26 protein-coding genes are annotated in these 26614 nt (G+C 71.9%); 10 read left to right on the top strand and 16 right to left on the bottom strand.

Features of this window, described 5'->3' with window-relative positions; genetic code table 11:
- The first annotated feature begins 5 nt into the window (after positions 1-5).
- Entirely contained in the window at positions 6-1052 is a 1047-nt protein-coding gene (locus ACWGKQ_RS26325) for a LacI family DNA-binding transcriptional regulator (protein WP_453294410.1), read from the top strand.
- Between the two features lie 124 nt (positions 1053-1176).
- Entirely contained in the window at positions 1177-2613 is a 1437-nt protein-coding gene (locus ACWGKQ_RS26320) for a benzaldehyde dehydrogenase (RefSeq protein WP_453294448.1), read from the top strand.
- Positions 2614-2705: 92 nt separating this feature from the next.
- On the opposite strand, the gene trxA is transcribed toward ACWGKQ_RS26320, so the two are convergent.
- Entirely contained in the window at positions 2706-3086 is a 381-nt protein-coding gene (trxA, locus tag ACWGKQ_RS26315) for a thioredoxin (protein WP_453294409.1), read from the bottom strand.
- 134 nt (positions 3087-3220) lie between these two features.
- Here trxA and ACWGKQ_RS26310 point away from each other — a divergent pair, with 134 nt between their 5' ends.
- Positions 3221-4648, top strand: coding sequence for a dihydrolipoyl dehydrogenase family protein (locus ACWGKQ_RS26310; protein WP_453294408.1), 1428 nt, complete (start codon positions 3221-3223; stop codon positions 4646-4648).
- A gap of 91 nt (positions 4649-4739) precedes the next feature.
- Here the strand turns inward: ACWGKQ_RS26310 and ACWGKQ_RS26305 are convergent, their stop codons facing one another.
- On the bottom strand, positions 4740-5384 hold the full coding sequence (locus ACWGKQ_RS26305) for a peptide deformylase (protein WP_453294407.1): 645 nt from the start codon (positions 5382-5384) through the stop codon (positions 4740-4742).
- A gap of 123 nt (positions 5385-5507) precedes the next feature.
- Here ACWGKQ_RS26305 and ACWGKQ_RS26300 point away from each other — a divergent pair, with 123 nt between their 5' ends.
- Both ACWGKQ_RS26300 and ACWGKQ_RS26295 read left to right on the top strand, forming a co-directional pair.
- Entirely contained in the window at positions 5508-6956 is a 1449-nt protein-coding gene (locus ACWGKQ_RS26300) for a PepSY-associated TM helix domain-containing protein (RefSeq protein WP_453294406.1), read from the top strand.
- A 60-nt stretch (positions 6957-7016) separates the two neighbouring features.
- Positions 7017-7433, top strand: coding sequence for a BlaI/MecI/CopY family transcriptional regulator (locus tag ACWGKQ_RS26295; protein ID WP_453294405.1), 417 nt, complete (start codon positions 7017-7019; stop codon positions 7431-7433).
- A 162-nt stretch (positions 7434-7595) separates the two neighbouring features.
- Here ACWGKQ_RS26295 and ACWGKQ_RS26290 read toward each other — a convergent pair whose 3' ends face one another.
- The 11 genes from ACWGKQ_RS26290 to ACWGKQ_RS26240 all read right to left on the bottom strand — a co-directional run bounded on the left by ACWGKQ_RS26290 (position 7596) and on the right by ACWGKQ_RS26240 (position 19034).
- Complete coding sequence (locus ACWGKQ_RS26290; RefSeq protein WP_453294404.1) at positions 7596-7943, bottom strand: tetratricopeptide repeat protein; 348 nt, start codon at positions 7941-7943, stop codon at positions 7596-7598.
- Between the two features lie 81 nt (positions 7944-8024).
- Positions 8025-8603 (bottom strand): ester cyclase, encoded by a 579-nt coding sequence (locus tag ACWGKQ_RS26285; RefSeq protein ID WP_453294403.1) that lies wholly within the window; start codon positions 8601-8603, stop codon positions 8025-8027.
- A gap of 178 nt (positions 8604-8781) precedes the next feature.
- A complete protein-coding gene (locus tag ACWGKQ_RS26280; RefSeq protein ID WP_453294402.1) occupies positions 8782-9627 on the bottom strand; it encodes an endo alpha-1,4 polygalactosaminidase in 846 nt (281 codons plus the stop codon).
- Positions 9624-10292 (bottom strand): spherulation-specific family 4 protein, encoded by a 669-nt coding sequence (locus tag ACWGKQ_RS26275; protein ID WP_453294401.1) that lies wholly within the window; start codon positions 10290-10292, stop codon positions 9624-9626. Before ACWGKQ_RS26275 ends, ACWGKQ_RS26280 begins: the two co-directional genes overlap by 4 nt.
- On the bottom strand, positions 10289-11194 hold the full coding sequence (locus tag ACWGKQ_RS26270; protein ID WP_453294400.1) for an NAD-dependent epimerase/dehydratase family protein: 906 nt from the start codon (positions 11192-11194) through the stop codon (positions 10289-10291). Before ACWGKQ_RS26270 ends, ACWGKQ_RS26275 begins: the two co-directional genes overlap by 4 nt.
- Before the next feature lie 7 nt (positions 11195-11201).
- Entirely contained in the window at positions 11202-11915 is a 714-nt protein-coding gene (locus tag ACWGKQ_RS26265; RefSeq protein WP_453294399.1) for a nucleotidyltransferase family protein, read from the bottom strand.
- A gap of 43 nt (positions 11916-11958) precedes the next feature.
- Positions 11959-12960, bottom strand: coding sequence for a GDP-mannose 4,6-dehydratase (locus ACWGKQ_RS26260; RefSeq protein ID WP_453294398.1), 1002 nt, complete (start codon positions 12958-12960; stop codon positions 11959-11961).
- A 40-nt stretch (positions 12961-13000) separates the two neighbouring features.
- The gene (locus ACWGKQ_RS26255) at positions 13001-14428 is read right to left on the bottom strand and encodes a hypothetical protein (RefSeq protein ID WP_453294397.1); all 1428 of its coding nucleotides are present in this window, start codon (positions 14426-14428) and stop codon (positions 13001-13003) included.
- Positions 14425-15942, bottom strand: coding sequence for a GT4 family glycosyltransferase PelF (gene pelF, locus ACWGKQ_RS26250; protein ID WP_453294396.1), 1518 nt, complete (start codon positions 15940-15942; stop codon positions 14425-14427). Before pelF ends, ACWGKQ_RS26255 begins: the two co-directional genes overlap by 4 nt.
- 113 nt (positions 15943-16055) lie before the next feature.
- Entirely contained in the window at positions 16056-18188 is a 2133-nt protein-coding gene (locus tag ACWGKQ_RS26245) for a hypothetical protein (RefSeq protein ID WP_453294395.1), read from the bottom strand.
- Between the two features lie 318 nt (positions 18189-18506).
- Complete coding sequence (locus ACWGKQ_RS26240; RefSeq protein ID WP_453294394.1) at positions 18507-19034, bottom strand: hypothetical protein; 528 nt, start codon at positions 19032-19034, stop codon at positions 18507-18509.
- Positions 19035-19447: 413 nt separating this feature from the next.
- Here ACWGKQ_RS26240 and ACWGKQ_RS26235 point away from each other — a divergent pair, with 413 nt between their 5' ends.
- The gene (locus ACWGKQ_RS26235; protein WP_453294393.1) at positions 19448-19648 is read left to right on the top strand and encodes a hypothetical protein; all 201 of its coding nucleotides are present in this window, start codon (positions 19448-19450) and stop codon (positions 19646-19648) included.
- Between the two features lie 125 nt (positions 19649-19773).
- Positions 19774-20631 (top strand): chitosanase, encoded by an 858-nt coding sequence (locus ACWGKQ_RS26230; RefSeq protein ID WP_453294392.1) that lies wholly within the window; start codon positions 19774-19776, stop codon positions 20629-20631.
- A 72-nt stretch (positions 20632-20703) separates the two neighbouring features.
- Here ACWGKQ_RS26230 and ACWGKQ_RS26225 read toward each other — a convergent pair whose 3' ends face one another.
- Genes ACWGKQ_RS26225 through ACWGKQ_RS26215 form a run of 3 tightly spaced genes read right to left on the bottom strand, consistent with a single transcriptional unit; the run spans position 20704 to position 22702 of the window.
- The gene (locus tag ACWGKQ_RS26225; RefSeq protein WP_453294391.1) at positions 20704-21510 is read right to left on the bottom strand and encodes an SAM-dependent methyltransferase; all 807 of its coding nucleotides are present in this window, start codon (positions 21508-21510) and stop codon (positions 20704-20706) included.
- A gap of 35 nt (positions 21511-21545) precedes the next feature.
- The gene (locus ACWGKQ_RS26220; protein WP_453294390.1) at positions 21546-21830 is read right to left on the bottom strand and encodes a DUF397 domain-containing protein; all 285 of its coding nucleotides are present in this window, start codon (positions 21828-21830) and stop codon (positions 21546-21548) included.
- Positions 21827-22702, bottom strand: coding sequence for a helix-turn-helix domain-containing protein (locus ACWGKQ_RS26215; RefSeq protein WP_453294389.1), 876 nt, complete (start codon positions 22700-22702; stop codon positions 21827-21829). The genes ACWGKQ_RS26220 and ACWGKQ_RS26215 overlap by 4 nt, the downstream gene beginning before the upstream one ends.
- 255 nt (positions 22703-22957) lie before the next feature.
- Here ACWGKQ_RS26215 and ACWGKQ_RS26210 point away from each other — a divergent pair, with 255 nt between their 5' ends.
- The 3 genes from ACWGKQ_RS26210 to ACWGKQ_RS26200 all read left to right on the top strand — a co-directional run bounded on the left by ACWGKQ_RS26210 (position 22958) and on the right by ACWGKQ_RS26200 (position 26612).
- A complete protein-coding gene (locus ACWGKQ_RS26210) occupies positions 22958-23398 on the top strand; it encodes an ATP-binding protein (RefSeq protein ID WP_453294388.1) in 441 nt (146 codons plus the stop codon).
- Positions 23399-23489: 91 nt separating this feature from the next.
- Positions 23490-23771, top strand: coding sequence for a hypothetical protein (locus ACWGKQ_RS26205; RefSeq protein ID WP_453294387.1), 282 nt, complete (start codon positions 23490-23492; stop codon positions 23769-23771).
- Between the two features lie 267 nt (positions 23772-24038).
- Positions 24039-26612: a Pls/PosA family non-ribosomal peptide synthetase gene (locus tag ACWGKQ_RS26200; RefSeq protein WP_453294386.1), complete on the top strand. Its 2574-nt coding sequence runs from the start codon at positions 24039-24041 to the stop codon at positions 26610-26612.
- Positions 26613-26614: the final 2 nt, after the last annotated feature.

Genomic DNA, 26614 nt, shown 5'->3' with positions numbered 1-26614 from the left:
CCAAGATGCCGTACGTCATGGTGCACATCCCGAAACCGCCCTCGGCAGCGTCGCCGATCCAGCGCTCGGTCCCCACGAGCGCCGACGTGGCCCGCCTGGCCGGCGTCTCCCGCGCGACCGTCTCCTACGTCCTCAACAACACCAGTGCCGTCCGGATCAGCGAGCCCACCCGCCGCCGGGTCCACGAGGCCGCGAAGGAACTCGGGTACGTCCCCCACGCGGCCGCCCGCAGCCTGCGCGCCGGGCACAGCCGGATGGTCCTGATGCCCGCCCCCGCCATCCCGATGGGCCCGCTGTACGCGCAGTTCATCACCGACCTCCAGTGGGCCCTCAGCCGCCTCGACTACACGGTCGTCCAGTACGGCACCGCGGGCCTCTGCGGCGACGAAGCCGCCCGCGCCTGGGCTGAGTTGAGGCCGGTCGCCGTCCTCGTCCCGGGCGCCGAACTCGGCCCCGAGGGGGTCTCCGTCCTCAAGCGGTCCGGGGCCCGCGCCGTGGTCACCTTCGGCGCCGAACGCGTCGAGGGCGCCCATGCCCTGCTGATGGACCACGACGCCGTCGGCCGCTGCGCCGGCCGCCACCTGTACGCCCGCGGCCGGCGCCGGATCGGTGTCCTGGTCCCCGAGGAGACCGGCCTGGAGACGTACTCCCGGCCCCGCCTCGAAGGCGTACGCCAGGCGCTGTGCGACACCGACGCCGAGGTGACCGGGCTGCCGCTCGGCTACACCGAGCAGTCCGCGGCCCGACTCGCGGCACGCTGGCCCGAGTTGGGGATCGACGCGGTGTTCGCGTACAACGACGAGTACGCCATGCTGTTCATGCGCGCCCTCCAGGACGCGGGCGTGCGCATCCCCGAGGACACCGCGGTGCTCGGTGCCGACGACCTGATGCTCGGCCGGCTGCTGCGGCCCCGGCTCTCCACGATCCACATCGACCTGCCCTCCGGCCGCGACCTCGCCGAGCTGGTCGACCGCGTGGTGCGCGATCCCGGCGGCGAACCGGAGATGCACCGGGTGCTCGGCGCCTCGGTGGTCCAGCGCGACTCCAGCTGATGGGTGACCCTGGTCGGGGGCGGTGCTTTTCCGGGCCCCCCGGCTAGGATGTTGCGCGCTCAACCAAACGGCTCAAGGATGTGCCGTGGGCCGTGCAACCCGGGTGATCGATCGGAGAGCCGTCATGCCGTTGCTCGACCCGAAGACCTGGCAGGCGGGCGCCCTGTCCGGCGCGCCGTACGACGTCACCGAGCCCGCCACCGGCGACACGCTCGGCACCGTCACCCTGGCCGCCCCCGCGGACGTCTCCCCGGCCGCCACGGCCGCCCGCGCCGCGCAGCGCGACTGGGCCCGGGTACCGCACTTCGTCCGTGCCCAAGTCCTGCGCAAGGCGGGCGACTTGTTCACGGCGCACGCCGAGGAACTGCGCGAGTGGATCGTCCGGGAGTCCGGTTCCATACCCGGCAAGGCGGACTTCGAACTGCACGTCGCCGCCCAGGAGTGCTACGAGGCCGCCGCCCTCGCCTCCCGCCCGGCCGGGCAGGTGCTGCCCAGCGAGGCGCCCCGGCTGTCGTACACCCGCCGGGTCCCGGTCGGTGTCGTCGGGGTGATATCCCCGTTCAACGCGCCGCTGATCCTGTCCATCCGCTCGGTCGCACCCGCCCTCGCGCTCGGCAACGGGGTCGTCCTGAAGCCCGATCCGCGCACCGCCGTCTGCGGCGGGCTGGCGCTCGCCGCGGTGTTCGCGGAGGCCGGGCTGCCGGAGGGGCTGCTGCACGTGCTGCCCGGCGGGGCCGACGTCGGCGCGGCGCTGGTCGAGGACCCGCTGGTGCCGGTCATCTCCTTCACCGGCTCGACGGCGGCCGGCCGCGCGGTCGGCGAGGCCGCGGGCCGCCACCTCAAGCGCGCCCATCTCGAACTCGGCGGGAACTCCGCCCTGATCGTCCTGGAGGACGCCGACCTCGACGCGGTGATCTCCACGGCCGCCTGGGGATCCTTCTTCCACCAGGGCCAGATCTGCATGACCACGGGACGGCACCTGGTCCACGCCTCGCTCGTCGAGGAGTACGCCGAACGCCTCGCCGCCAAGGCCGACTCGCTCGCCGTCGGCGACCCGCACCGCGAACAGGTCCACCTCGGTCCGATCATCGACGCCGGCCAACTCGCCAAGATCCACGGCCTGGTGGAGTCGAGCACCGCCCAGGGCGCGCGACTCGCCGCCGGCGGCACCCATGAAGGCCTCTTCTACCGGCCGACGGTCCTGACCGGCGTGGACGACCGCACACCCGCCTACACCGAGGAGGTCTTCGGCCCTGTCGCGCCCGTCCGGGCCTTCGCCGACGCCGACGAGGCCGCCGCCCTCGCGGCCGACAGCTCCTACGGCCTCTCGCTCGGCATCGTCACCCGGGACCCGGCCCGCGCCCTGGACCTGGCCGAACGCATCCCGACTGGCATCGTCCACATCAACGACCAGACCGTGAACGACGAGGCCGTGGCCCCCTTCGGGGGAGTCGCCGCCTCCGGCACCGGCGCCCGGTTCGGTGGCGAGTCCAACCTGGAGGCCTTCACGGACGTGCGGTGGACGACCGTGCGCGGGGACGTGGCACCGTACCCCTTCTAACACCCGTTAGCGGCTCTAACGCCCATTGGGGGATCTGACGCACGTTGGAGGCTCTAACACACGTTGATGGCTCTAACGCACGTTAGTGAGTCTCACTCGCCCTGTGCGCTGCCCTGCTGCGCGGCGATGCTCTTGCGGACCTCGTCCATGTCCAGCTTGCGGGCCTGGCCGATGACGTCCGTCAGGGCGGCCTCCGGCAGCGCACCCGGCTGGGCGAAGACGGCGACCTGGTCACGGACGATCATCAGGGTCGGGATCGACTGGATCCCGAAGGCCTGCGCGAGCTCCGGCTGCGCCTCTGTGTCCACCTTGCCGAACACCAGGTCCGGGTTGTCCTGCGCGGCCTTCTCGTAGACCGGCGCGAACATCCGGCACGGGCCGCACCAGGACGCCCAGAAGTCGATGAGGACGAACCCGTTCTCGGTGACCGTCTGGTCGAAGTTCTCCTTGGTGAGCTCCACGGTGCTGCTCATGCGCGCTTCCCTCTTCCTGACGTGGGGGGCGCCCCGGGACGGGGCGGAACCGTCCGCACAACATGTCCGGCCGGGCAGGTATTCCGCCCCCTACCCGTGTGGCCCGGGCGCACGCCACCGGCAAGACTGGCCCCATGACGGAAACGGAATCCATCGCTTACGACGTCGTGGTGCTCGGGGCCGGGCCCGTGGGGGAGAACGTCGCCGACCGCACCCGTGCGGCCGGCCTCACCACCGCGGTCGTGGAGAGCGAACTCGTCGGCGGCGAATGCTCGTACTGGGCCTGTATGCCCAGCAAGGCCCTGCTGCGCCCGGTCATCGCCCAGGCCGACGCCCGCCGCCTGCCCGGCCTCGCCCAGGCGGTCCAGGGCCCCCTCGACACCCCGGCGGTCCTCGCCCGCCGCAACTACTTCACCTCGAACTGGAAGGACGACGGCCAGGTCGCCTGGCTGGACGGCATCAGCGCCGACCTCTACCGCGGCCACGGCCGCCTCGCCGGACCCCGCACGGTCACCGTGACCGGCCCCGACGGCACCCTCACCACCCTCACCGCCCGGCACGCGGTCGCCGTGTCCACCGGCACCCGCGCCCAACTGCCCGACCTGCCCGGCCTCGCCGAGGTGAAGCCCTGGACCAGCCGCGAGGCCACCAGTGCCCAGGAGGCACCCGGGCGGCTGATCGTCGTCGGCGGCGGTGTCGTCGCCACCGAGATGGCCACCGCCTGGCAGGCGCTCGGCTCCCGGGTCACCCTGCTGGTCCGCGGCAAGGGCCTGCTCAACCGCATGGAGCCGTTCGCCGGTGAGTTCGTCGCCGAGGCGCTCAAGGAGGCCGGCGTCGACGTCCGCACCGGTACCTCCGTCGAGTCGGTGACCCGGGAGAACGGCACGGTGGTGGCCGTGACCGACGCGGGTGACCGCATCGAGGCTGACGAGATCCTCTTCGCCACGGGGCGCGTCCCGCACACCGACGACATCGGCCTCGGCACGGTCGGCCTGGAACCGGGCTCCTGGCTGTCGGTCGACGACACCCTGCTGGTCGAGGGCACCGACTGGCTCTACGCCGTCGGGGACGTCAACCATCGGGCGCTCCTGACCCACCAGGGCAAGTACCAGGCCCGGATCGCGGGCGCGGCGATCGCGGCGCGCGCGGCGGACACGCCGCTGCTGGACGGGCCGTGGGGTGCGCACGTGGCCACCGCCGACCACGGTGCCGTACCGCAGGTCGTCTTCACCGAGCCGGAGGCGGCGGCCGTCGGGCTCTCCTTCGCGGAGGCCGAGCAGGCGGGGCACCGGGTCCGCGCCGTCGACGTCGAGTTCTCCTCCGTCGCCGGGGCGGGGCTGTACGCCGACGGCTACAAGGGGCGCGCCCGGATGGTCGTCGACCTGGAGACGGAGATCCTGCGCGGGGTCACTTTCGTGGGGCCGGGGGTGGGCGAGCTGATCCACTCGGCGACGATCGCCGTCGCCGGGCAGGTGCCGATCAGCCGGCTGTGGCATGCGGTGCCGTCTTATCCGACGTTGAGTGAGGTGTGGCTGCGGCTGCTGGAGGCGTACCGGGGGTAGGGCCGAAGGGGGGAGGAAGGGCGTGGGTAGGCTGCGGGCCGGTGGGGGCTGGTCGCGCAGTTCCCCGCGCCCCTGAGGGGGCGCCGAACGCTCAGGTCAGTTTGAAGCCCAGCGCCTCCGCCGCCGTCGCCGGGGTCGGCTGGGTCCAGCGCGCTGCCATCGCCTCGTTCGACGACAGTGAGCGCAGCTCCGCCCGGTCCAGGTACAGCATGCCGTCGAGGTGGTCCGTCTCGTGCTGGACGATGCGGGCCGGCCAGCCCGTGAACTCCTCGTCCAGGGCGTGCCCGTGCTCATCCGTGCCGGTCAGCCGGACGCTCGCGTGCCGGGACACCACCGCCTGCCAGCCCGGCACGCTCAGGCAGCCCTCGAAGAACGCGGCGCGGGCGGTGCCGACGGGCTCGTAGGCCGGGTTGACCAGCACCCGGAACGGCTGCGGGACCCGGCCCCGGGCCACCGCCACCTCCTCCGGCACCGGCGCCGGGTCCTCGATCACGGCGATCCTGAGCGGGACGCCGACCTGGGGTGCGGCCAGGCCGACGCCCGGGGCCGCGTGCATGGTGACGCGCAGCGCCTCGACGAACCGGGCCAGCAGGGCCGGGGCCAACTGGCCGTCGTACGGCTCGGCGCCGCGCCGCAGGACCGGGTCCCCGGCCGCGACGATGGGCAACGGGCCGCCCGGGCCGAGGAGTTCCTCGATCCGTTCGGCAAGGGGTGCGTGATCACGGGGAGATGCCATCGCGCCAGCATGCCATGGAGTGGAGTGTGACGCGGGTCACTTGGGCTGCCGGGAACTCGGCCCCCGCACCCCCCGACTACTGGACCGTCACCGCTCAGCCACGAGTCCCCGGAGCAGCCGCCGATGTCCACCGCTTCCCCGACCTCCCCCAGTCCCGGCTCCGCCCGATCGGGGGGACCCCCATCGGACGAGGCCCCGCAACCCGCCGTCCCGGCCGCGTCCCCGAGCCGCTGGGCCCCGCTGCGCCCCCTCGTCCTGCGCCTGCACTTCTACGCCGGCGTCCTGGTCGCCCCCTTCCTGCTCGTCGCCGCCACCACCGGCCTGCTGTACGCCTTCTCCTTCCAGGCCGAGAAACTGGTGTACGCCCATGAGCTGACCGTCCCGGTGGGCGAGACCAAGCTGCCGATCTCCGAGCAGGTCACCGCCGCCCGCAAGGCCCACCCGGAGGGCACGGTCTCCGCGATACGGCCGTCGCCCGAGGCGGACGCGACCACCAGGGTGCTGCTGTCGGGCGTCGCGGGCGTGGACCCGGACCACACCCTCGCGGTGTTCGTCGACCCGTACACCGGCAAGGTGCGCGGCGCGCTCGAACAGTACGGTTCGACGGGCGCGCTGCCGCTGCGCACCTGGATCGACGAACTCCACCGCGACCTCCACCTCGGCGACACCGGACGGCTCTACAGCGAGTTCGCGGCGAGCTGGCTGTGGGTGATCGCGGGCGGCGGCCTGGTGCTGTGGTTCTCCCGGCGGCGGGCGCTGCGCAAGGTGCGCGGCACCAGCGGGCGGCGGCGGACCCTGGGCCTGCACGGCACCGTCGGCGTCTGGGCCGCGGCCGGCTTCGTCTTCCTCTCGGCGACAGGCCTGACCTGGTCCACCTACGCCGGCGCCAACATCGACGAGCTGCGCACCTCCCTGGGCCAGGCCACCCCGTCCGTCTCGGCGGCCGCGAGCGGCGGCGAGCACGCGGGACACGGTACGGCGGCCGGGACCGGCGGTGACGCCGAGCACGGAGTCGGCCTGGACAAGGTGCTGGCGGCCGCCCGCGGCGAAGGGCTCGGCGACCCCGTCGAGATCGTCCCGCCCGCCGACGCGGACAGCGCCTACGTGGTCAGGCAGGTCCAGCGCAGCTGGCCCGAGAAGCAGGACTCCGTCGCCGTGGACCCGAGCACCGGCGAGGTGACCGACGTCCTGCGCTTCGCCGACTACCCGGTCCTCGCCAAACTCACCCGCTGGGGCATCGACCTGCACACCGGCATCCTCTTCGGCCTCGTCAACCAGCTCGCCCTGGCCCTGCTCGCACTCTCCCTGATCCTGCTGATCCTGTGGGGCTACCGCATGTGGTGGCAGCGCGGCCGCGGCTCCTCCTTCGGCCGGCCGATCCCGCGCGGGGCCTGGGCGGAGGTCCCGCCGTACCTCCTCGTCCCGGCGATGGCGGTGATCGCGGTCCTCGGCTACTTCGTGCCGCTGCTCGGGATCCCGCTGGCCGCCTTTCTGGCCGTGGACATCGTGCTCGGTGAGATCGCACACCGAGGCGGGCGGCGATCCCACGGGGGCGGCGCCGGCGTGAAGTAGCGTGGACGGACACGCCGACGCGCGTGTCACCACACGCCTACGCCGGAGGGAGACGGGACCATGGCGCGGGTCCGGCGGGGGCAGGGGGAACTGGAGGGCCAGGTGCTGGGCGCGCTGCGCGAGGCCGGCGGTCCCGTCACCGCCGCCTGGGTGCAGGAGCGGCTCGGCGGCGACCTCGCCCACACCACCGTCGTGACCATCCTGACCCGGCTGCTCGCCAAGGACGTCGTCGCCCGCGAGCGGCAGGGCCGTTCCTTCCTGTGGACGCCGACCGCCGACGTGGCCAGCCTCGCCGCCCTGCGGATGCGCCGTCTCCTCGACGGCGAACGGGACCGCGAGGCGGTGCTCACCAGCTTCGTCACCGCCCTGCCGCCCGGTGACGAGCAGGTGCTGCGGGCCCTGCTGGAGGCCGCCGGGCCGGGCCGGGTGAACACCCGGAACACCACGCCCGCGGACCACGGCGGTACGGAAGACTGACCGCCCATGGGGGTCTTCGTCCTGCTGCCGCTGGTCCTGCCGCCGACCGCGTGACCGGCCCGGCCGTCACCCTGTTCCTGGTCCTGCACGCGGCCACGCCGTGGTGACGGCCGAAGGGCCCCTGGAACCGCGGCGGTTCCAGGGGCCCTTCGGCACCGGTGCTCAGTCTTCGGGAAAGTCCCCGGCCAGCGCCGAGGCGATCCGCAGATGCGGCTCCGCCTCCTCGTGCCGGGCCTGCCGCTGGAGCGTACGGCCCAGCATCAGCCGGGCGTAGTGCTCCACCGGGTCGCGCTCGACGATCTCGCGCAACTCTGCCTCGGCGCGGCGCAGTTGGGCCGAGTGGTAGTAGGCGCGTGCCAGCAGCAGCCGGGGTCCGGTCTGCTCCGGCACCTCCTCGACCAGCCCGGCGAGCACCCGCGCGGCGCCCGCGTAGTCCTTGGCGTCGAAGAACAGCTGGGCCCGGACCCAGCGTTCGGCGGCGGTTCCCTGGTCGTAGTACGTCGTGTCCACGTGACCTCCTTCGCCGCCGACAACGGATCCAGGTGGTTGAATATTCCACCAACTCTCAGGGGGTGGCCGTGCCGGAACGGATCACTGGATCCAGGGCGCCTGGTAGGTGCCGGTGTCGTCGGGGATCGCGGTGAGGTCCTCGCCGGCCCACTCCGCGCTGATCCTGCCGTTCCGTACCTGGAAGACGTCGACGGCGTCCCACCTCAGGGCCCGGTTGCCGGCCGGTATGCCCAGCAGCGGGCCCCTCTGTGTGCCGGTGACGACGGCGCGGACGACGACCTTGTCGCCCTGGGCGACGATGTCCTGCGCGGAGACGTGCAGGTCGGGGATCGAGGTCACCAGTCCCGAGATGAGCCCGGCGACGCTGTCGCGTCCGGCGAAGTCACCGGCGGTGCCGCCGTGCCACTGCACGTCCGGGGTGAAGTAGCGGCCGGCGCGCTCTCCGTGGTGCGCGTCGAGGACGTCCGCGATGAACGCCTGCACCACCCTCTTGTCGGCCGCGACCCGTGCGGACTCGCCGTTGTGGAACTGGGCAGCCACCGCCGACACGGCGGCGGTCTCGGTGGAGGGTTCCGCGTTCGCCGCGGCGCCGGCGATGGTCAGGCCGCCGAGGGCGGCGGTGAGGACTGCGCCCAGGGCGATGCGGTGCCATTCCTTCATGACGTCTCCTCGGTGGCATGGCGAAGACGGCATGCCGAACCAGGTCGTGCGGCTTGCTTTCGTCTCGTGAGTACTTTACTACGCAAGCAAGTACCTGGTGAGTGCGAGGAGCGTCACGGAATATCAGGGAGGGCCGGGACGCTGGGGACTGTCCGGAGGGGGACTCCCGCGGGTGCCGTCAGCAGGGCTTGCGCCACACCCCCAGTTCCAGTTTCTTCTGCATCGACGACAGGCCCAGCCGCCGGGACTCGGCGCAGAAGGCGCTGGTCGGCTCCTTGTACTCCACGTGGAACACCGCCTTGTCCGCCTTGATGAACGGGGTGAGGAGCGCGCACTCGTCGTACTGCGCGCACTCCTCGTCGACCGCGAAGTCGAAGTCGGCGAGCAGTTGCGGGATCTGCGGAAGGTCGTTCTTGAGGCCCACGGACAGGCCGCGTTCATGGGCGATGTCCGCGATCATGCGGTTGTAGCGAAGCTGGTCGGCGGCGGTGAGCGGGAACCCGGTGTCGTTGCCGTAGCCCTCCACCAGGTCGGGCTCGACCGCGTCGAAGCCCTTGTCACGGCACATGTCGAAGCGCCGCTCCATGATCGGCCGCAGTACGGACACCTTGCGGATGTCCAGCCATCGTTCCCCCGCCCAGCCGTTGTTCTTCCCGAGCACCGAGCGGGGGAAGTCGTCCTTGTCGGGCCGGAAGTTCTCCCACGCGCCGACGTTGACGTAACAGATGACCTTCCGGCCGGCCCGGTGCAGCGCGGCCACGTCCCCCTTGGAGTTCTCGAAGCCGTCGATGTCGTAGACAGGTACGTCCACCGTCGGCTTGACCTCTCCGTCCAGCTGCCACTGCCAGGCCAGGCCGGGTTTTGGCTTCCAGACCGCCGCGGCAGGGCCGGCCGTGGGGGAGCCCTTGGACGAGGACGGGTCCGGGGCGGGGGAGCCGGGGTGCGCGGAGCAGCCCGCCAGGAGTGCCGCGGTCAGGGCGACGGGCAGCAGGCTCCGGGCCCGCGGCCGTGCGGGGGTCCTCATCGTTCCGCCTCCGCCCCGGTCAGCGCCGGTGTCAACTGGGCCCAAGGGTTGGGAGGTTCGCCCGTCACCGGGCCGCAGACCGCCGCGCCCCGCTGGTGCGCGGTGCGCACGGCCAGCGGGACCAGGGCCTCGGGCACGCCGTAGACCAGGTGGCACAGCCGCTCCGGCTGCGGCCGGCCGGCCCACGCCGGGCGGGTGAACGCCGAGACGTACGTGGACCAGTGGCCCTCGAAGGTGACGGTCAGATCGGCGAGCCGGAGGTATCCCGGCGCCGGGTGGACGCCCGGGTTGAGCACCACCGTCCCGGCGCCCGCCTTCCGTACGGCGCGCACCAGTCTGCGGCAGGCGGGCAGGGCCTGCGGGGTCGCCGTCACCCGGTCGAGGAAGCAGCCGTCGGCCGCGTACCACTCCTCGTGCCGGCGCATGTCCTCGGTGACCTGGACCTGGCCGCGCATGCCGTAGTCGGTGTCGACGTACCCCAGCAGGAGCGCCCCGGCCGTCCGCAGCGCGTCGGCCGCCGCGGTGAACGCCGGGTCGGGGCGGTCGCCGGGGCCGTTGGCCGGGTTGAGGACCACGCCGTAGGTGCGGTGCGCGGCGGTGATCAGGCGGTGCCAGGCGCCCGGGTCCTCGGCGGGGTGCACGTACAGCGGAATCAGCAGGCTCACCGGGTACCGTCGCTCTCCCACAGCGCGGTGAGCGCGTCGTCCAGGGTGTGGGCGGGGCGCCAGCCCAGGGCCCGCCCGGCGGCGGAGATGTCGGAGCACTGCCACGACACCCGCGCCGAGCGCACCGAGCCGGTCGTGCTCTCCTCGACACGGCCCCGGAAGCCGGCCCGGCCGGCCAGGGCGTGCACCAGCTCGCGCACCGGGACGGCCCGGCCGCCGCCGACGTTGAGAACGGGCGGCAGCGGTCCGGGCGCGGTGGCCGCCAGCACCACCGCACGGGCCACGTCCCGTACGTCCACGAAGTCGCGGTACGCCGACAGGTCCCCGAGCCGCAGCACTGCCGCGGCGTCCGGCCCCGCCTCGCGGAGCAGCGCGGTGATCCGGCCGGGCAGCGAGGCGGCCGGCGCCCCGGGCCCCACCGGGTTGCCCACCCGCAGCACCACCGCGTCCAGGCCCGCCGCGGTCACCGCGACCGTGCCCGCGAGCTTGGTCGCACCGTACGGGCCCACCGGGCTGGTGGGCGCCGACTCGGTCACCAGGACGTCCGGGGTGCCCGGGCCGTACTCGGCGGCCGAACCCAGGTGCACCAGGCGGGCCGCCGGGGCCGCGTCGCGCAGCGCGGCGCACAGCACCGCCGGGCCGCGGGCGTTGAGCTCGGCGAGGGCGACCGCGTCGCCGCCGGTCGCGCCCGCGCAGTTGACCACGGCGTCGGGCGCGACCGCCGCCAGGGTCTTGGCCAGCTGTTCGGGACGGACGGTGGCGAGGTCGACGCGGTGCTCCACGCCGTGCTCCGCACCGGCCGAGCGGCCGCCGCCGAGGACCTGTGCGCCGGGCACGGCCCGCAGCCCCGCGGCGACATGGGTGCCCAGATAGCCGGTGCGGCCCAGGACGAGAATGCGCATGACGAGCTCAGGCTCCCTTGAGCAGAAGCGACTTGCGGGTGGTGAACTCGGCGTTGGCCCGGTCGTAGTCGTCCGGGCGGCCGATGTCCAGCCAGTACCCGTCGAACTCGTAGGCGTGCGGCGGGGTTCCGGCCTGCAGCAGGTCGATCACCAACTCGTCGAAGCCGAGCGGGAGTCCGGGCGTGTAGTCGTCGAGGGTGGCTCGGGACAGCCCGTAGACGCCCATCGAGACGCGGTAGTCCACGCTCGGCTTCTCGGTGAACGCGACGACCTTGCTGTCGTCGGTGGTCAGCACCCCGAAGTCGATGTGGACCTTGCGGGCGTAGGTGGCGATGGTCAGCGGGGCACCGGAGGCTCTGTGCCGGGCGAGGACGTCGGCGTAGTCGAGATCGGTCAGGATGTCGCCGTTCATCACCAGGAACGTCTCGGGCAGCCGGTGGCGCAGGTTGAGCAGCGGGCCCATGGTGCCCAGCGGGCTCTCCTCGGTGGCGTAGTCGACGGTCACACCCCACTGGGAACCGTCGCCGACATAGGCGCGGATGATCTCGCCGAGATGGCCGATGGCGAGGGTGACGCTGGTGAAGCCGGCCGTGGAGAGCTGGCGTAACACGATCTCCAGGATCGCGTGCTGGTCGCCGATGGGGACGAGCGGTTTGGGCAGCGCGGTGGTGTAGGGACGCAGCCGGACGCCCTTGCCTCCGGCCAGGATCACTGCGTGCATGGGGCTCCTCCTTCGTATACGTGCGCAGACGTGCCGGACGAGGTCAGATGTTGTAGATGCCGGTCTTGTAGCGGGCGAGGTTGGCCGGGTCGCGGAAGAACCCGGCGGTCTGCGCGAGGCCCTCCTCCAGGGAGTGCGCGGGCCGCCAGCCGGTGGCCGCCGTGAGCCTGCTCGCGTCGGCGACCAGCCGCATCACCTCCGAGCCCGGCGGCCGGATCCGGGCCTCGTCCGCGCGGACGTCGACGGCGGTGTCCATGACCTTGCCGATCAGCGCGACCAGGTCGCCGACCGAGATCTCCGTGCCGGTACCGGCGTTGAAGGTGCGGCCCACCACCTGGTCGGCGGGCGCGGTGCCGACCGCGAGGAACGCCTGGGCGGTGTCCTTGACGAACAGGAAGTCCCGGGTGGGGCGCAGGTCGCCGAGGGTGATCGTCCTTTCCCCGGCGGCGAGCTGTCCGATGACCGTGGGGATCACCGCGCGCATCGACTGCCGTGGCCCGAACGTGTTGAACGGCCGCAGCGTCACCACCGGGGTGTCGAAGCTGGCGTGGTAGCTGTCCGCGAGCCGGTCCCCGCCGGCCTTCGAAGCGGCGTACGGGGACTGGGTGTTGATCGGGTGGTCCTCGGTGATCGGCACGGTCCGCGCGGTGCCGTACGTCTCGCTGGTCGAGGTGTGCACCAGCCGGGGCGTGCCGAGCGCGCGGACCGCCTCCAGGACGTTCAGGGTGCCGGTGACGTTGGTGTCCACGTAGCTGTGCGGGGCCCGGTAGGAGTACGGGATCGCGATCAGCGCGGCCAGATGGTAGGCGGTGTCGGCGCCTTCGAGCAGGCCGCGGACCGAGCCGGGGTCCCGGACGTCGCCGAGGACGATCTCCACCTGGTCCAGGACGTCCGGGGCGAGGGTCTCCAGCCAGCCGTAGGAGGAGAAGGAGTTGTACTGGGCCATGGCCCGCACCCGGTGCCCCGAGGCGACCAGCGCCTCGGTGAGGTGCGAACCGATGAAACCCTCGGCCCCGGTGACGGCGGCGAGCGGTTGGGAGGTCAACTGCGGTGTCCTTCCAGTCGGTTGTGCGTGGGGGGAGTGACTATCCGTGCGGGGCGGGGCGGCCGAGCAGCGCCAGGGCACAGGCCGCCAGACAGAGCGCGGCGGCGCCGCAGCACAGCGGCAGGGCGAGACCGGCCCCGGGGAGGCGAAGCAGGGTGGCCGCGCCGGCGACGGCGGCGGCGGTGAGACAGAGCCCGGCCGACGGCCAGGCCGCGCCGAACGCCTGGAGCAGCAGCGCGGTCCACAGGGTGGCCGCGAGCAGCAGCAGGGCGGCCGGGTCGGCGCCCGTGACCAGGGCGGCGGGCAGCAGCGGCAGCAGGTACAGCAGGAGGCAGAGGGCGAGGATCCCGGCGGAGCGCAGCAGGAACCCGGCCGGGGTGGCGGTCGCGCGCAATGCGGCGACCGACAGCCCGCGATAGCGGTACAGCAGCCACTCCGCCGGACCCATGCTCACCGTCAGGGCGATCACCGCGTACGGCGCGTGCGGCTCCCGGAGCCCCTCCAGGAGCACCAGCACCCCGGCCGACAGACCGAACAGGCCGTAGGGCAGCGACCACAGCACCCTGGGCCGGCCCGCCGCGGCGGCGGCCGGCACGGCGAGGGTGCGCCACAGGACCCAGCCGGTGACGCCGAGCGTGGCGGTCAGGGCCAGCAGCGGCAGCCCCGCCCGCAGCACGCGGCCCGGCTCCCACCAGGGCAGCACGGCCGCACCCGCGATCAGCGGGCTGAGCGCGGCCAGCAGCAGCCGCTCCCTGGCCAGTACCAGGAGCACGCCCGCCGCGGCCAGGTAGCCCGACTGGGCCGCCGCGGCCAGGACGACCGGTCCGCCCCCGGCGGCCACGGCGGCCGCCCCCGTGGCCAGCACCGCCCCGACCGGAGCGCCGCGCAGGAGGGTACGGCCGGCCTCGCGCCGTCCGCTCACCATCCGCAGGTGGGCGCGGTGGCCCAGGGCCTGCCCCCACGCCCAGGACACCAGCCCCGCCACGATCAGGGCCGGGGCCTGCCCGCCCGCGTTCCACAGCGGCGCGGTCAGCAGATAGGCCAGTCCGGGCAGCGCGAACAGCACCCCGCGCAGCAGGCAGCGCACGGTGTCCGGGCGCCACGGGTCGGCCGCGGGCGCGGGTTCCGGGAAGGTCCTGGGCACGCGCTCGTAGAGCGCGGAGGCGAGCGAGAACAGGTTCGGGTGGCCGTACCGCTCGTTGATCACGGCGGCCGACAGCCCCTCCGACTCCAGCAGGGCGGCCACCTCGTAGGCGTGGACGGCGGGGCCGATGCGGTCGGCGAGTTCGGCGGCGAGCTCGCTGACCGCGTCCTCGTCCGGGCCGCGCCGGGGCAGCCGGATGGTCAGCGTGGTGTCGTCCAGGGCCCAGCGCGGCCGGCGGCGGCGCGGCGGCCGGGGCTCGGCCAGGCGCAGGGCCAGCGTCTCCTGTTCGGAGCCGCCGGGTTCCAGGGACATCGGTCCGCTCACCGGGCCACGCTCCCGGAGACGGACGCGGCCGGCGGCTCGGCCGGGACTGGCGCTGCCGCCGCCGACTCCCTTGCCCGGTCGGGCAGTTCGAGGTAGATGGCCCGGAAGGTGTCGATGGTCTGCCGGAGCGTGAACTGCTCGATCACCCGCAGCCGGGCCGCCTCGCCCATCGCCCGGCGGCGCGCCGGATCCGCCAGCAGTTCGAGGGCGGCCGCGGCCATCGCCGCCGGATCCCTGGGGGCGACGACCAGCCCGGTGTCGCCGACCGCCTCCCGGACCCCGCCGACGTCGGTGGAGACGGTGGCCCGCCCGCAGGACATGGCCTCGATCAGGGTGAACGGGAAGCCCTCGCTGATGCTGGAGAGCATCACGACGTTGCCGGCCGCGTAGGCGTCCTTGATGTCGTCGACGCGGCCCTCGAAGGTGACGGCGTCGCCGTGCCCGAGTTCGGCGGCCAGCGCCGCGCAGCGCTCCCGGTAGGCCTCGCCGCCCCGGGGCGTGCCGCCGAACAACCGCAGCCGCGCTTCCGGGAGTTGAGCGCGGACCAGGGCGAAGGCCCGGATCAGGGTCTCCAGGTCCTTGATGGGGTCCACCCGGCCCGCCCAGCTGAGCGTGGGCACCTCCGGCTCCGGTCCGGCCGCCGGGAACGCGGCCGGGTCGACGCCGTTGTACACGGTGCGGATGGACTCCGGGTCGGCGCCGCCCTCCTCCTCCCAGAGCCGGTTGTAGCGGTTGCCGGGGGTGATCAGGGCCGCCTTGCGGTAGGACTCGTGGGCCAGCAGCCGGAAGAAGCCGAGCACGACCGCCTTGACCGGCCAGCGGTAGGGCGCGGTGCGATAGCCGAGGTAGCGTTCTCGCAGGTAGACGCCGTGCTCGGTGAGCAGCAGCGGGACCCCGTGCTGTTCCAGCGCGGCCAGCCCCGGCAGCGCGGCGACGCCCCCGCTCACCGCGTGCGCGACGCCGGTCTCCGGCAGCGGAGCGGTCAGCGGGCGCAGGGCGTGCTCCAGGAGCGCGGTCGCGGTGAGCGCGTCGTGCAGGGTGGGCCGGGCCTCGCGCACGGCGACGCCGGGCCGGTTCCACAGCGAGGTCAGGACGGTGATCGCCGGGTCCGAGCGCAGGAAGGGACTGAGCGTACCGTCCGCCGCGGCGCGGGCCATGGAGTACAGGGCGGCCGGGAAGCCGTTCTCCTCCCGCGGGTCGAGCACCGCGGCGAGGAACCGGCCGTAGGCGTCGGTGAGTTCACGGCGGGCCCGGCCCCGGGGCGCCCGGCCCGCGGGCGGGTCGCCCCACATCGGCACGGACCACACCTGGGAGACGTGCGCGGGCAACTCCCAGACGACGGGCTCGCGTCCGGTGCCGGTGACGGCGACCACGTCGAAGTCCATGTCGGGCATGCCCTGCACCAGTTGGTCGCACCAGACGCTGACACCGCCGTGACTGTGCGGGTAGGTGCCCTCGGTGAGCAGGGTGACGCGCGTAGTGCGGGTGGGCGGCGCGCCGTCGGGAAGGGACATCGGGTGCTCCACGGCCGAGTTGTGGGGGGTGGTCGTGCCGGTTCCGGCCGCCGGCGGGCGGCCGGAACCGCGGATCTGTCGGTGCTTCGGTCGTCGGTGCGGCGGAGCGCTGTTCAGTTGGTGACGGTGGCGGTGACCGGATCGGCCACCCCCGCCGGGACCCGGGTGCCGGGTGCGGGATCCGTGGCCGGGGCGGAGCCGTCGGACGCCGTGACAGCCGGGGTCGCCGTGGTGGCGGGGAGGGTGAGGCTGATCGGGTCGCCCGTCGACGCGGTCCAGCCGGAGACCGCGCCCGCGTACGCCGAGCCGAACGCGGCGCCGCCCACCGTGGTCCCGGTCGGCAGGGTCGCGGTGACCTCCAGGCCGGCCGGTGCCTCGACGGTCACGGCGTCGCCGATGCGGTAGGCGGTGACCTGGCCGGCCTGGAGCGCGGCCTGCCAGTCCGCCCGGCGCTTCAGCTCGGTGCCGATGTCCTTCATCCGCAGGTTCACCACGGGGGTGTTGTCCGCGAACAGGGCCCGGTAGCCGTCGAGTACGCCGTTCAGCACCGGGTAGGCGATGCGGTCCTCGGTCAGGTTCGACTGGTGGATGTAGTGCGGCCGGGGGTCGTTGGACAGCACGTGCCCGAGGTCGATCCGGGTCTCCAGCGGCACGATCTGGCCGGTGTAGCCGGTGCTGGTGTCCAGCGGCGCCGACAGACAGGTGGTGGTGGCCGGGTTGTCCTCGCAGATACCGCTGCCGCCCTGGGCACGGCTGGTGTACAGCCAGTTGTACTCGTCGACCTCCTCGGCGGCCTTGCCCGCGTTGTAGAAGATGTTCATCGGGTAGCGGGGCACGGTCTCGGCCCCGCCGACCTGACGCTGCTGCGGGTCACGGGAGTTGTCGGAGCCGAGCCAGTCGATGCCGTTGGCGGCGAGAGCGGGCGCCAGGTTCGGGTTGTCGTCGGGCTGCTGCGGCAGGATCCGCATCCCGGAGTGCTCGCCGGTCACCAACTCGTCGTTCTCCAGGGGGAGTCCGTTGGTCTCGGCCCAGACACGGTTGTTGGCGATCTCGTCCGAGATGTCGTTCTCGGCGACCCACTGGGTGCTGCCGTCGGCGTTGGTCTCGCACACCCAGGGCACCACGGCGGTGTTCTGCACGCAGCCGAGGAAGGCGTGCGTGTAGGTGTGGTTGATCCAGCGGAAGTCGTTCTTGTCCGCGATCAGCTTGTCGGCGAGCTGGTCGACGCCGTTGTTGTCGTCGCGCTGGTCGACGCTGCCGGAGCCGTTGAAGGCGAGGTCGAAGGTGAAGTTGTTGCTCTGCTCCCAGGCCACCGCGTAGTCGACGTCGGCGGCCGTCATCCGGATCGGGTCGGCCTCGGCGTCGGAGTCGGTGCAGTCGACGTCGCCGGGCGTGCAGTTGAGCTCGCTGTCCCAGCGGTCGTCCTCGGCGAACACGTCGTCCACGTGCACGGCGAAGTAGTTGCGGGAGGCGCCCAGGTGCACCCCGCCGGTCATCCACTCGACGATGCCGCGCGCCAGCAGCCGGAACTGCTCCTGGTACTGGTTGTAGACGAAGGTCACGACGAGCTCGCGCCGGCCGTCGTGCCGGTACTCGCCGACCAGGGAGCCCTTGGTGGACGACCCGGGGATGGTCGCCTCGACGTAGGGGGTGAAGTCGGCGCCGGCCGCCGGCTGCGCGAGGTAGGCATAACTCTCACCGACGGAGGGGTCGTTGTCCTCGAAGGGGACGGTGCCGTCGAGGTAGCCGAAGGGGCCTGCCTCGCCCGCGGCCGTCACGTCGGCCTGGGTGCCGTCGATGCTGCCGGAGTAGCCGGTGCTGCCGACCGGGTACTGGAGACCGGCTTGTGGACGCGCGTAGGTATAGGCATCGACCTGGGGTATCTGGTAAACCTGTTCGTACGCTGTGAGCGCGGCCATCTCGGTCGAACCGGTCGCGAACGGGTTGTCGTTGGGCAGAGCGACGGCCTGGAACTTGGCGCGGGCCCGTCCGTCGACGGTGTCCGCGAGGAATTCCGCGTCGATGACCTGGCGTCCGGACTGCGTCAGGTCGATCTCGGTGAACGGGGTGCCGTCATCGGTCAGTTCGGCCGCGATGGCGGCGGTCGACGGTCCGCCGTCGCTGACCAGCAACACGCGTAGATCGATTCTGGGTGCGTCGTCTGCATGGGCCGCGCCGGCCGGCAGGCCGAGCGCGGCGATGAGCGCACCGACCGTGAGCACGGTCGTGCGTAAGGTCCGCTTCATGCGGTGAAGTCCCCTCCCCGGACGGCGGCGAGCATGGCTCCGTAGAGCGGACGCACCCCTTTGCACCGACGCCGGCTTCCCCCTGAGAGGCCAGTCGTCGACGCATCCGTCGCGTCACATAGTGGTGGCTGTGTGTAGCTTTCGCGGTCGTGTTGCGAAACGTGACGGAAAAAAGCAGGCGACCAACAGGTCTTCTATGGAACCGAGTTGGCAGTTTTTCCGTCCGCGGTGCAGGCCGGGCACTCTACGGGGGCGAGAGCGCCCGGCCCTGGATCGTCGGCTGATCGCGGGCCTTTTCAGGTCATCCCCGACAGGCTGTCAGGCGCACAGGACACGGGTCTCGGGCGTGTAGACCGGGCCGCCGCTCGTGTTCGTGGAGTCGCTGAACTCGGCGTAGTAGTACGAGTAGAAGCCGATGTTGCCGTTGCAGCCGGAGTCGGCGGCCACGCTGAGCGTCAGGGTGACGGTGCGGCTCTGGCCGGGCGGGATGGTGGCGCCGTAGTCGGTGCCGAGGTTGGTGGGCCCGGTGCCGGAGCAGGCGGTGACGGAGCCGTCGGACGCGGCCAGGCTGCATCCGGTGAAGCTGTACTTCAGGTCGGGGCGCTGCGTGGTCAGGTAGGTCGGGTCGATCGTCTGGTACACGAACCAGATGTCGTAGGTCTTGTTGTTGGTGATCGTCATCGACAGGTTCACCGTGCCGCCGGGCGTGGTGGTCGCGGTGTCGGTGGCGAAGGTGAGCTCGGCCGGCGCCGGGTCGGCGCTCGCGCTGGGGGCCAGTCCGAACAGGGCGAGGGCCAGGGCGAGGGCGGCGCCGAGGCCGAAGCGTCTCATCAGTGGTGATCGCATGGCGGGGAGGCTAGGCAGGCCCGTGCGCGGACGCCTCCCCGGGTGAGCGGTCCGGCACACCGAGTGACCTGAAGTGCGTGCGCTGTGAAGATGCCGTAACCGGCATGTGAAGCCGTAATCGACCGGCAAAATACGCAAGTGCCGGGCGATCCGCCCGAGCCGCCCCGCGGATCCCGTAGCGGGGGCCGTTCGGCCATCGCGGGCGGCGGACATTGGCTCGTATCGGATGCACCGACCTCCCCTCCCGTCGCTCCGCCCCCCGAGACTCTCGGCCAACCACCGATTTCCGGCCCCCGCCTGCGAGAGCCCCGCCCGCGCCGGACGGCCATGTCGGCGCCCGGCGGGCCGGGCGCCGGGGGCCCCGCATGATCTGTGCTGCTCGGGGGCATTCGGACACTATGGAAGGCGCGCCTGTGATCGTGCAGCCGCCGGGCGCCGACGGTGGCCGGCGGGTCACCATTCGCGGAGAGTACGTCGGCACCGCGTACCACCTGCTCGACGTCGTGGAGTTCCTGAGTCGCGCGGGGCTGCCCGAGGCCAGTACGACGGTCGACGACCCCGAGCTGATCGAGTGGCGCGGCATCGGGCCGAAAGCCTGGACCGCCACGGGGTGACCGCACCGCACCGGCGGCCTTGTTCGACTCTACGAACTTTCTGTGTGACGGGTACACAACAGTGGGGACTACTGATAGGAAACCTTCCTATCGGAAACTCATCTCAACCCCCCACTGGAGCCCCTGTGCGGAATCCGAACGACACCACCACGACGAACCCCGTCCTGACCTCCCGCCGTGCCGTGCTCGCCCTGCTCGGCGCGTCCGCCGTCGGTGCCGGGGCCGTGCTGCTGCGCCCCGCGCACGCCTCCGCCGCCCAGGCGGCCGCGAGCTGTGTCGGCCTCGACGACCCGGCGAAGAAGGAGATCGCCATGAAGCTGGTGTCGAGCGCGGAGAACTCCTCGCTCGACTGGAAGGCGCAGTACAAGTACATCGAGGACATCGGCGACGGCCGCGGCTACACCGCCGGCATCATCGGTTTCTGCTCCGGCACCGGCGACATGCTCGACCTCGTCCAGCTCTACACCGACCGCAAGCCCGGCAACGTGCTGGCCAAGTACCTGCCGGCGCTGCGCCAGGTCAACGGCACCGACTCGCACAGCGGCCTCGACCCGAACTTCCCCGCCGACTGGCGCAAGGCCGCCCAGGACACCGTCTTCCAGCAGGCCCAGAACGACGAACGCGACCGCGTGTACTTCAACCCGGCCGTGCAGCAGGGCAAGACGGACGGGCTGGGCACGCTGGGGCAGTTCACCTACTACGACGCCATCGTCATGCACGGCGACGGCGACGACGCCACCAGCTTCCGCAACATACGCAAGCGCGCCCTCGGCCACGCCAAGCCCCCGGCCCAGGGCGGCAACGAGACGACGTACCTCAACGCCTTCCTCGACGCCCGGGTCTGGGCCATGAAGCAGGAGGAGGCCCACAGCGACACCACCCGGGTCGACACCGAGCAGCGGGTCTTCCTCAACAAGGGCAACCTGTGCCTGAACACCCCGCTGGACTGGAAGGTGTACGGCGACAGCTACCACATCGGCTGACACCCCCGGGCTGTCGTACCGCACCCCCATGCGGTACGACAGCCCGGAGGCTCTTCCCCCCTCGCAGTGGTCCTACGGCTTGATGCCCACCCCGGTCCACAGGCTGACCTCCGCGTCGGTGGCGGTCGGCTCGGTGTCCGGGCGCCAGTGGTGGCCGACGGACACGCCCGGGTCGAGCAGTTCCAGCCCGTCGAAGAACCTCGCCACGTCCGCCCGCGAGCGGAACTGCACCGGGGTTCCGGCGGTGTTGTAGATGTCGGTGACCTTCTGCCAGGTGTCCGGATCGAAGTCGGGCGTGCAGTGGCTCAGCGCGAGCGCGCTGCCCGAGGGAAGCACGTCGAGCAGCCGGCTGACGATGCCGTACGGGTCCTGCGCGTCCGTCACGAAGTGCATCAGGGCGTTGAGGGACAGGGCCACCGGCCGGTCGAGGTCCAGTATCTCGGCCAGCTCGGGGGCGTCGAGCAGTGTCTGCGGGTCGTTGACGTCCGCCTCGATGTAGGTGGTCCGGCCCTCCGCCGTGCTGCGCATCAGACGCTCGGCGTACTTCAGCACCAGCGGGTCGTTGTCGGCGTACACCACCCGGGCGTCGGGGACCACGGACTGGGCCACCTGGTGCAGGTTCGGCTCGGTGGGGATGCCGGTGCCGATGTCGAGCCACTGCCGGATGCCGTGCTCGCGCGCGAGGACACGGGTGGCCCGGTGCATGAAGGCACGGTTCTCCCGCGCGCACACGAAGATGCCCGGGTAGGCGGACGCCACGCTCTCCGCGGCCTGCTTGTCGACCTCGAAGTGGTCCTTGCCGCCCAGGTAGTAGTCGTACATGCGGGCGGAGTGGGGCCTGCTGGTGTCGATGTCCCGGGCCACGGGCGAGTTGGTCATCCTGAACCTTTCGAAGGGGGAGCGCGGGGGAGGGGTCAGCCTGTGGTCAGGTGGTCGGCGAGGCCCCGTTTGATCCCCGCGACGAACGCGGTGATCTCCTCCGGGGTGTAGATCAGCGCGGGGCCGGCCGGATCCGTCGACTGCCGCAGCGCGATCCGGCCGTCGGCGAGCTGCTTCGTCTGCACGCACTGACCGCCGTTGGGACCGCTCCAGGGCGACTCCCAGCCCTGCTCGCCCAGGTCCGATGCGGGCATGCCGTTGTACACGTCGTGGGCACTGCCGTCGAAGGAGGTGTCGAAGGAGGTGTCGAAGGTGGTCATGAGTACTCCTTGCGCATGCGGTTCAGGAGCGCCCTGCTGTGCGCGTCCGAGGTCAGCAGGGACATGCGGTTGTGCGCCTCCAGGTGGGCGACGACGTCGGAGCGCTGGTCCAGGTACATCGCGCCGGAGAGGACCTCGGTGTAGACGACGTCCGGCAGCTCGGGCTCCGCGAAACGGAAGTACGTGAACGGGGCGCACGCGCCCACATGGGCGCCGGCGGTGAACGGGACGACGTCGACGCTGACGTGGGCCAGCTCCGAGACCTCCAGCAGCCGTTCGATCTGCTCCCGCATCACCTCGGGCCCGCCGACCACCCGGTGCAGGACGGCCTCCTCCATCACCACCCACAGCGTCGGCGCGTCGGAGCGCTCCAGCAGGACCTGCCGGCGCAGCCGCAGGTTCACCCGCCGCTCCAGGTCCTCGTCGCTGTCGTTCGGGAAGCCGCCGCTGAGCACGTGGCGCGCGTACTCCCGGGTCTGCAACAGACCTGTGGCGTAGTGCGGCTCGTACGTGCGCAGGGTCTTCGCGCCGGTCTCCAGGCTCACATAGGCGCTGAACCAGGTGGGCAGCACATCCCGGTACGTGTGCCACCAGCCGGGCTCGTTGGCCCGCTCGGCGAAGGCGACGAACTCGTCCCGCTCCTGCCGGTCGGCGCCGTAGGTCTCGAGGAGCTTCTCCACGTAGAGGGGCTTGAGCGTCACCTCCGCCTTCTCCAGGCGGCGGATGGTCAGGGGGGTGACCCGAAGCGCCCGTGCCGCGTCCTCCAGTGACACGCCCGCGCCCTGGCGCCGCTCCTGGAGCCTGCGGCCCAGGATCATGCGCAGCACGGTGGGCGCACTGGTGCTACCCGCGTTCGAACGGCCTTCGCTCACGCCCTACCTCCTGAGGGACTGTCACCCGGTCGAGTGTGACAGGCACTTGCTGAACCGGCCAGACCGATACCCGCATTCTGAAATTATCAGGGAGCCGGTTGCAGCCTGAACTCGCATGCGCGCATGATTACTTGGGTAAATCGCGGTCTCGATCACGGGAGTTGCCCCGCTCCCCGTGCGACCGTTGCCGCGCTCTGCCCGTTCCGCCTGTTCCGCCCGCTCTCCGCCGTGCCCGCCTTACGGAAGGCAGCCATCGTGTCCCCCCACGTGACCTCCCCCCGCGACCTGTTGGACGTCGTCGCGCCCGACCGGGCGCACTGGCTCGAGCTGCCCTCGCACCGCTCCAGCGTCAGAGTCGCCCGTCGCTCCGTGAGAGCCCGGCTCAGCGAGTGGGGACTCTCCCGGGACCTGTGCGAGGACGCGGTGCTGCTCGTCTCCGAGCTGGCCACCAACGCCGTCATCCACACGTTGAGCGTGCGGATCCTGTGCGGCATGGGACTGGTCGCCGACGGATGCCTGCGGGTCGAGGTCCACGACCACGACTACTCCGGCCGCGGCCTGCCCCGGCGCGAGCCCGGCCCCGACGACGAGGGCGGCCGGGGGCTGCTGCTCGTCGAGCAGCTCTCCGACTCCTGGGGCGTGGACCGGTCGAGGCTCACCAGCGGGCACGCGGTCTGGGCGACGCTGACGGCCTGACGCGGGAGCCCGCCGGGGCGTCGAACGGGTCTTCGGGAAGGCTGAGTTACCGATTTCCTGCGGGTGCGCAGGCCTGCATATGATCTTGGTCGTGACAGTGCAGAACTCTGACAGAACGACGCCTTCTCGTAAGCAGCGACTCCAGGAGAAGCAGCGCCGCCAGCTGGCGGTGGTCGACATGGTGGACAAGGCCGAGGTGAAGGTCCGCAAGGCGGAGGCCGAGCTGGCGGTCGCCGTCGCCGAGGCAGTACAGGTGTTCGGTGATGAGCCTGCCGCCTCCGAGGGGCTCGACATGCCCGTGGAGGCCGTACGCCGTTTCGTCGGCATCGCGGCACAGGAGACCGCCATGGCCGGGGCCGGCGCCGAGGACTGACCCGCCCTGAGGATCCGGGCCCCGCGCCGCCGGTGAGGACTCCCGCCGGCGCGGGGCGGATCAGGGTGAGGCCGCCGCCCGGGGGGCCGCCGTTCGGGTGATTCGCGTACTCCCCTCCCTGGCGTGAAACCAAGGGAATACAGGCCTGACGGCTCATGACGGGCGCTCGCCCAAATCAACGGGACAAGTGGCAGATGGCGCCCTTATCCGGACAAACTGAATCCGCCGGTTCGTGATCAGGAACATCCACGTTCTCCAGGAGATCGCATGGTGGAACAGTCCTCCGAGGTCGTTTCGGAGCCGGATGGACCTGCCGTCGCCCTGACCGGCACCGACCCCAGGGCGGCGGAGACCGAGCAGCGGCTCGCACAGGCACTGGCCGACCTCCTCGACGCCGAGTCCGTCCCGGTCGACGGCCACTTCTTCACCGACCTCGGCGCCAACTCCCTGGTCATGGCCCAGTTCTGCGCGCGAATACGGAAGACCGCCGATCTGCCGTCGCCGTCCATGCGGGACGTCTACCGGCACCCCACCATCCAGAGCCTGGCGGCGGCGCTCGGTGAGGCCGCCCCCGCCGGCCCGGTGCACACCCCGCAGCCGCCCGTGCCGATGCCGGCACCGGACCGGCGCGGGAACCGGTGGACCCATCTGCTCTGCGGAACCGCCCAGTTGCTGCTCTTCCTGGGCTACTCCCTGGTCTCCGGGTTCGTCACCGCCGCCGGATACGAGTGGATCGCCTCCGGCAAGGGGCTGGCCGACATCTACCTGCGGTCGTTGCTCTTCGGAAGCGCCGCGTTCGTGGCGCTGTGCGCGATCCCCGTGCTGGCGAAATGGGTGCTCGTCGGGCGCTGGCGCCCCCGTGAGTTCCCCGTCTGGGGCCTGACGTACCTGCGCTTCTGGCTCGTCAAGGTGCTGCTGCACGCGAACCCGATGGTCTTCCTCACCGGGACCCCGCTGTACGTGCTGTACCTGCGGGCCCTCGGCGCCCGGATCGGCAGGGGCGTCACGATCCTCTCCCACTCCGTTCCCGTCTGCACCGACCTGCTGACGATCGGCACGGGCACGGTGATCCGCAAGGACTCCTTCTTCCTCGGCTACCGGGCGTACGCCGGACACATCCAGACCGGCCGGATCACCCTCGGTGCGGACGCCTTCGTCGGCGAGAAGACCGTCCTGGACATCGACACCTCCCTCGGCCACGGCGCCCAGCTCGGCCACTCCTCGGCCCTGCACCGCGGCCAGGCGGTCCCGGACGACGAGCGCTGGCACGGATCCCCGGCGGAGCCCACCCGGACCGACTACATCCGGGTCGCCCCGGCGAGCTGCGGCACCCTGCGCCGCGCCTGGTTCGGCCTCGGCACCCTGCTCCAGCTGGTCTTCCTGTACATCCCGCTGGCCGTCGGCGGCGTCTACATGCTGTTCACCGAGGTACCGGCGATCGGCAAGCGACTCAACCCGGCCACGGTCGCGCTCGGCTGGTCGCAGCTGGTCCCCGACGCGCTGCTGCTCTCCGGCGTGCTGTTCTTCGGGTTCCTGGTCCTGGGGCTGGCCGCCCTGTGCACCCTGCCGCGCCTGGTGGGCCTCCTGGTCAAGCCCGACAAGGTCTATCCGCTCTACGGATTCCACTACGCGCTGCAACGCACCACGGCCCGCATGACCAACATCAAGTTCTTCGCCTGGCTCTTCGGCGACAGCTCCTACATCGTGGGCTACCTCCGCGGCATCGGATACGACCTGTCGAAGGTGGAGCAGACCGGGTCGAACTTCGGCACCGAAGTGCAGCACGAGACACCGCTGTTGGTCAGTGTCGGCAGCGGGACGATGGTGGCCGACGGCCTCTCCGTCCTCAACGCCGACTTCTCCAGCACCTCCTTCCGGCTGTCCCGGGCCACCATCGGGGCGCACAACTTCCTGGGCAACAACATCGCCTATCCGGCGGGCGCCAGGACCGGGGAGAACTGCCTGCTCGCGACGAAGGTGATGGTTCCCCTCGACGGCGAGATCCGGGAGGGCGTGGGGCTCCTCGGCTCACCGTGCTTCGAGATCCCCCGCTCGGTGGAGCGCGATACCCGGTTCGACCATCTCCGGACTGGCGAAACGTTTCGTCAACGGCTGGCCGCGAAGAACCGCTACAACCTCCGCTCCATGGCGCTCATGCTGTTCGTGCGCTGGCTGCACACCTTCGCGCTCACCCTGTTCGGCCTCGCCTCCGTGGACCTGTACGGCGTGCTCGGACATGTGGTGATCGCCGGCTACCTGGCGCTCACCCTCGCCTTCTCCGCCGGGTACTTCATCCTGGTGGAGCGCTGCCTCGGCTCCTTCCGCGCGCTGCGCCCCCGGCTGTGCTCCATCTACGACCCGTACTTCTGGTGGCACGAACGGCTGTGGAAGGTGCCGGACCACTTCCTCAACATCTTCAACGGCACCCCGTTCAAGAGCCTGGTCTGGCGGCTGCTGGGGGTGCGCATCGGCCGCCGGGTGTTCGACGACGGCTGCTACCTGACCGAGCGGACCCTCGGCACCATCGGCGACGACTGCACCCTGAACGCCGGCAGCAAGATCCAGTGCCACTCGCAGGAGGACGGCACCTTCAAGTCCGACGTCACCAGGCTCGGCGCCGGCTGCACGCTGGGCGTCGCCGCCCATGTGCACTACGGCGTGACCATGGGCGACGGCTCCGTGCTGGCGCCCGACTCCTTCCTCATGAAGGGCGAGGAAGTCCCCCCGAACGCCCAGTGGGGCGGCAATCCCGCGGTGGACACACCGGACCGCGACAGCAGCTCCGCCGGCGCCGGCCGGGTCGCGACAGCCGTCGACGCCGCCACGGCGACCGTGAGTTGAGG

Source organism: Streptomyces sp. NPDC054770 (genome assembly GCF_053611985.1).
The sequence above is the reverse complement of the archived record's forward strand: the minus strand, read 5'-3'. Positions and strand labels throughout refer to the sequence as shown.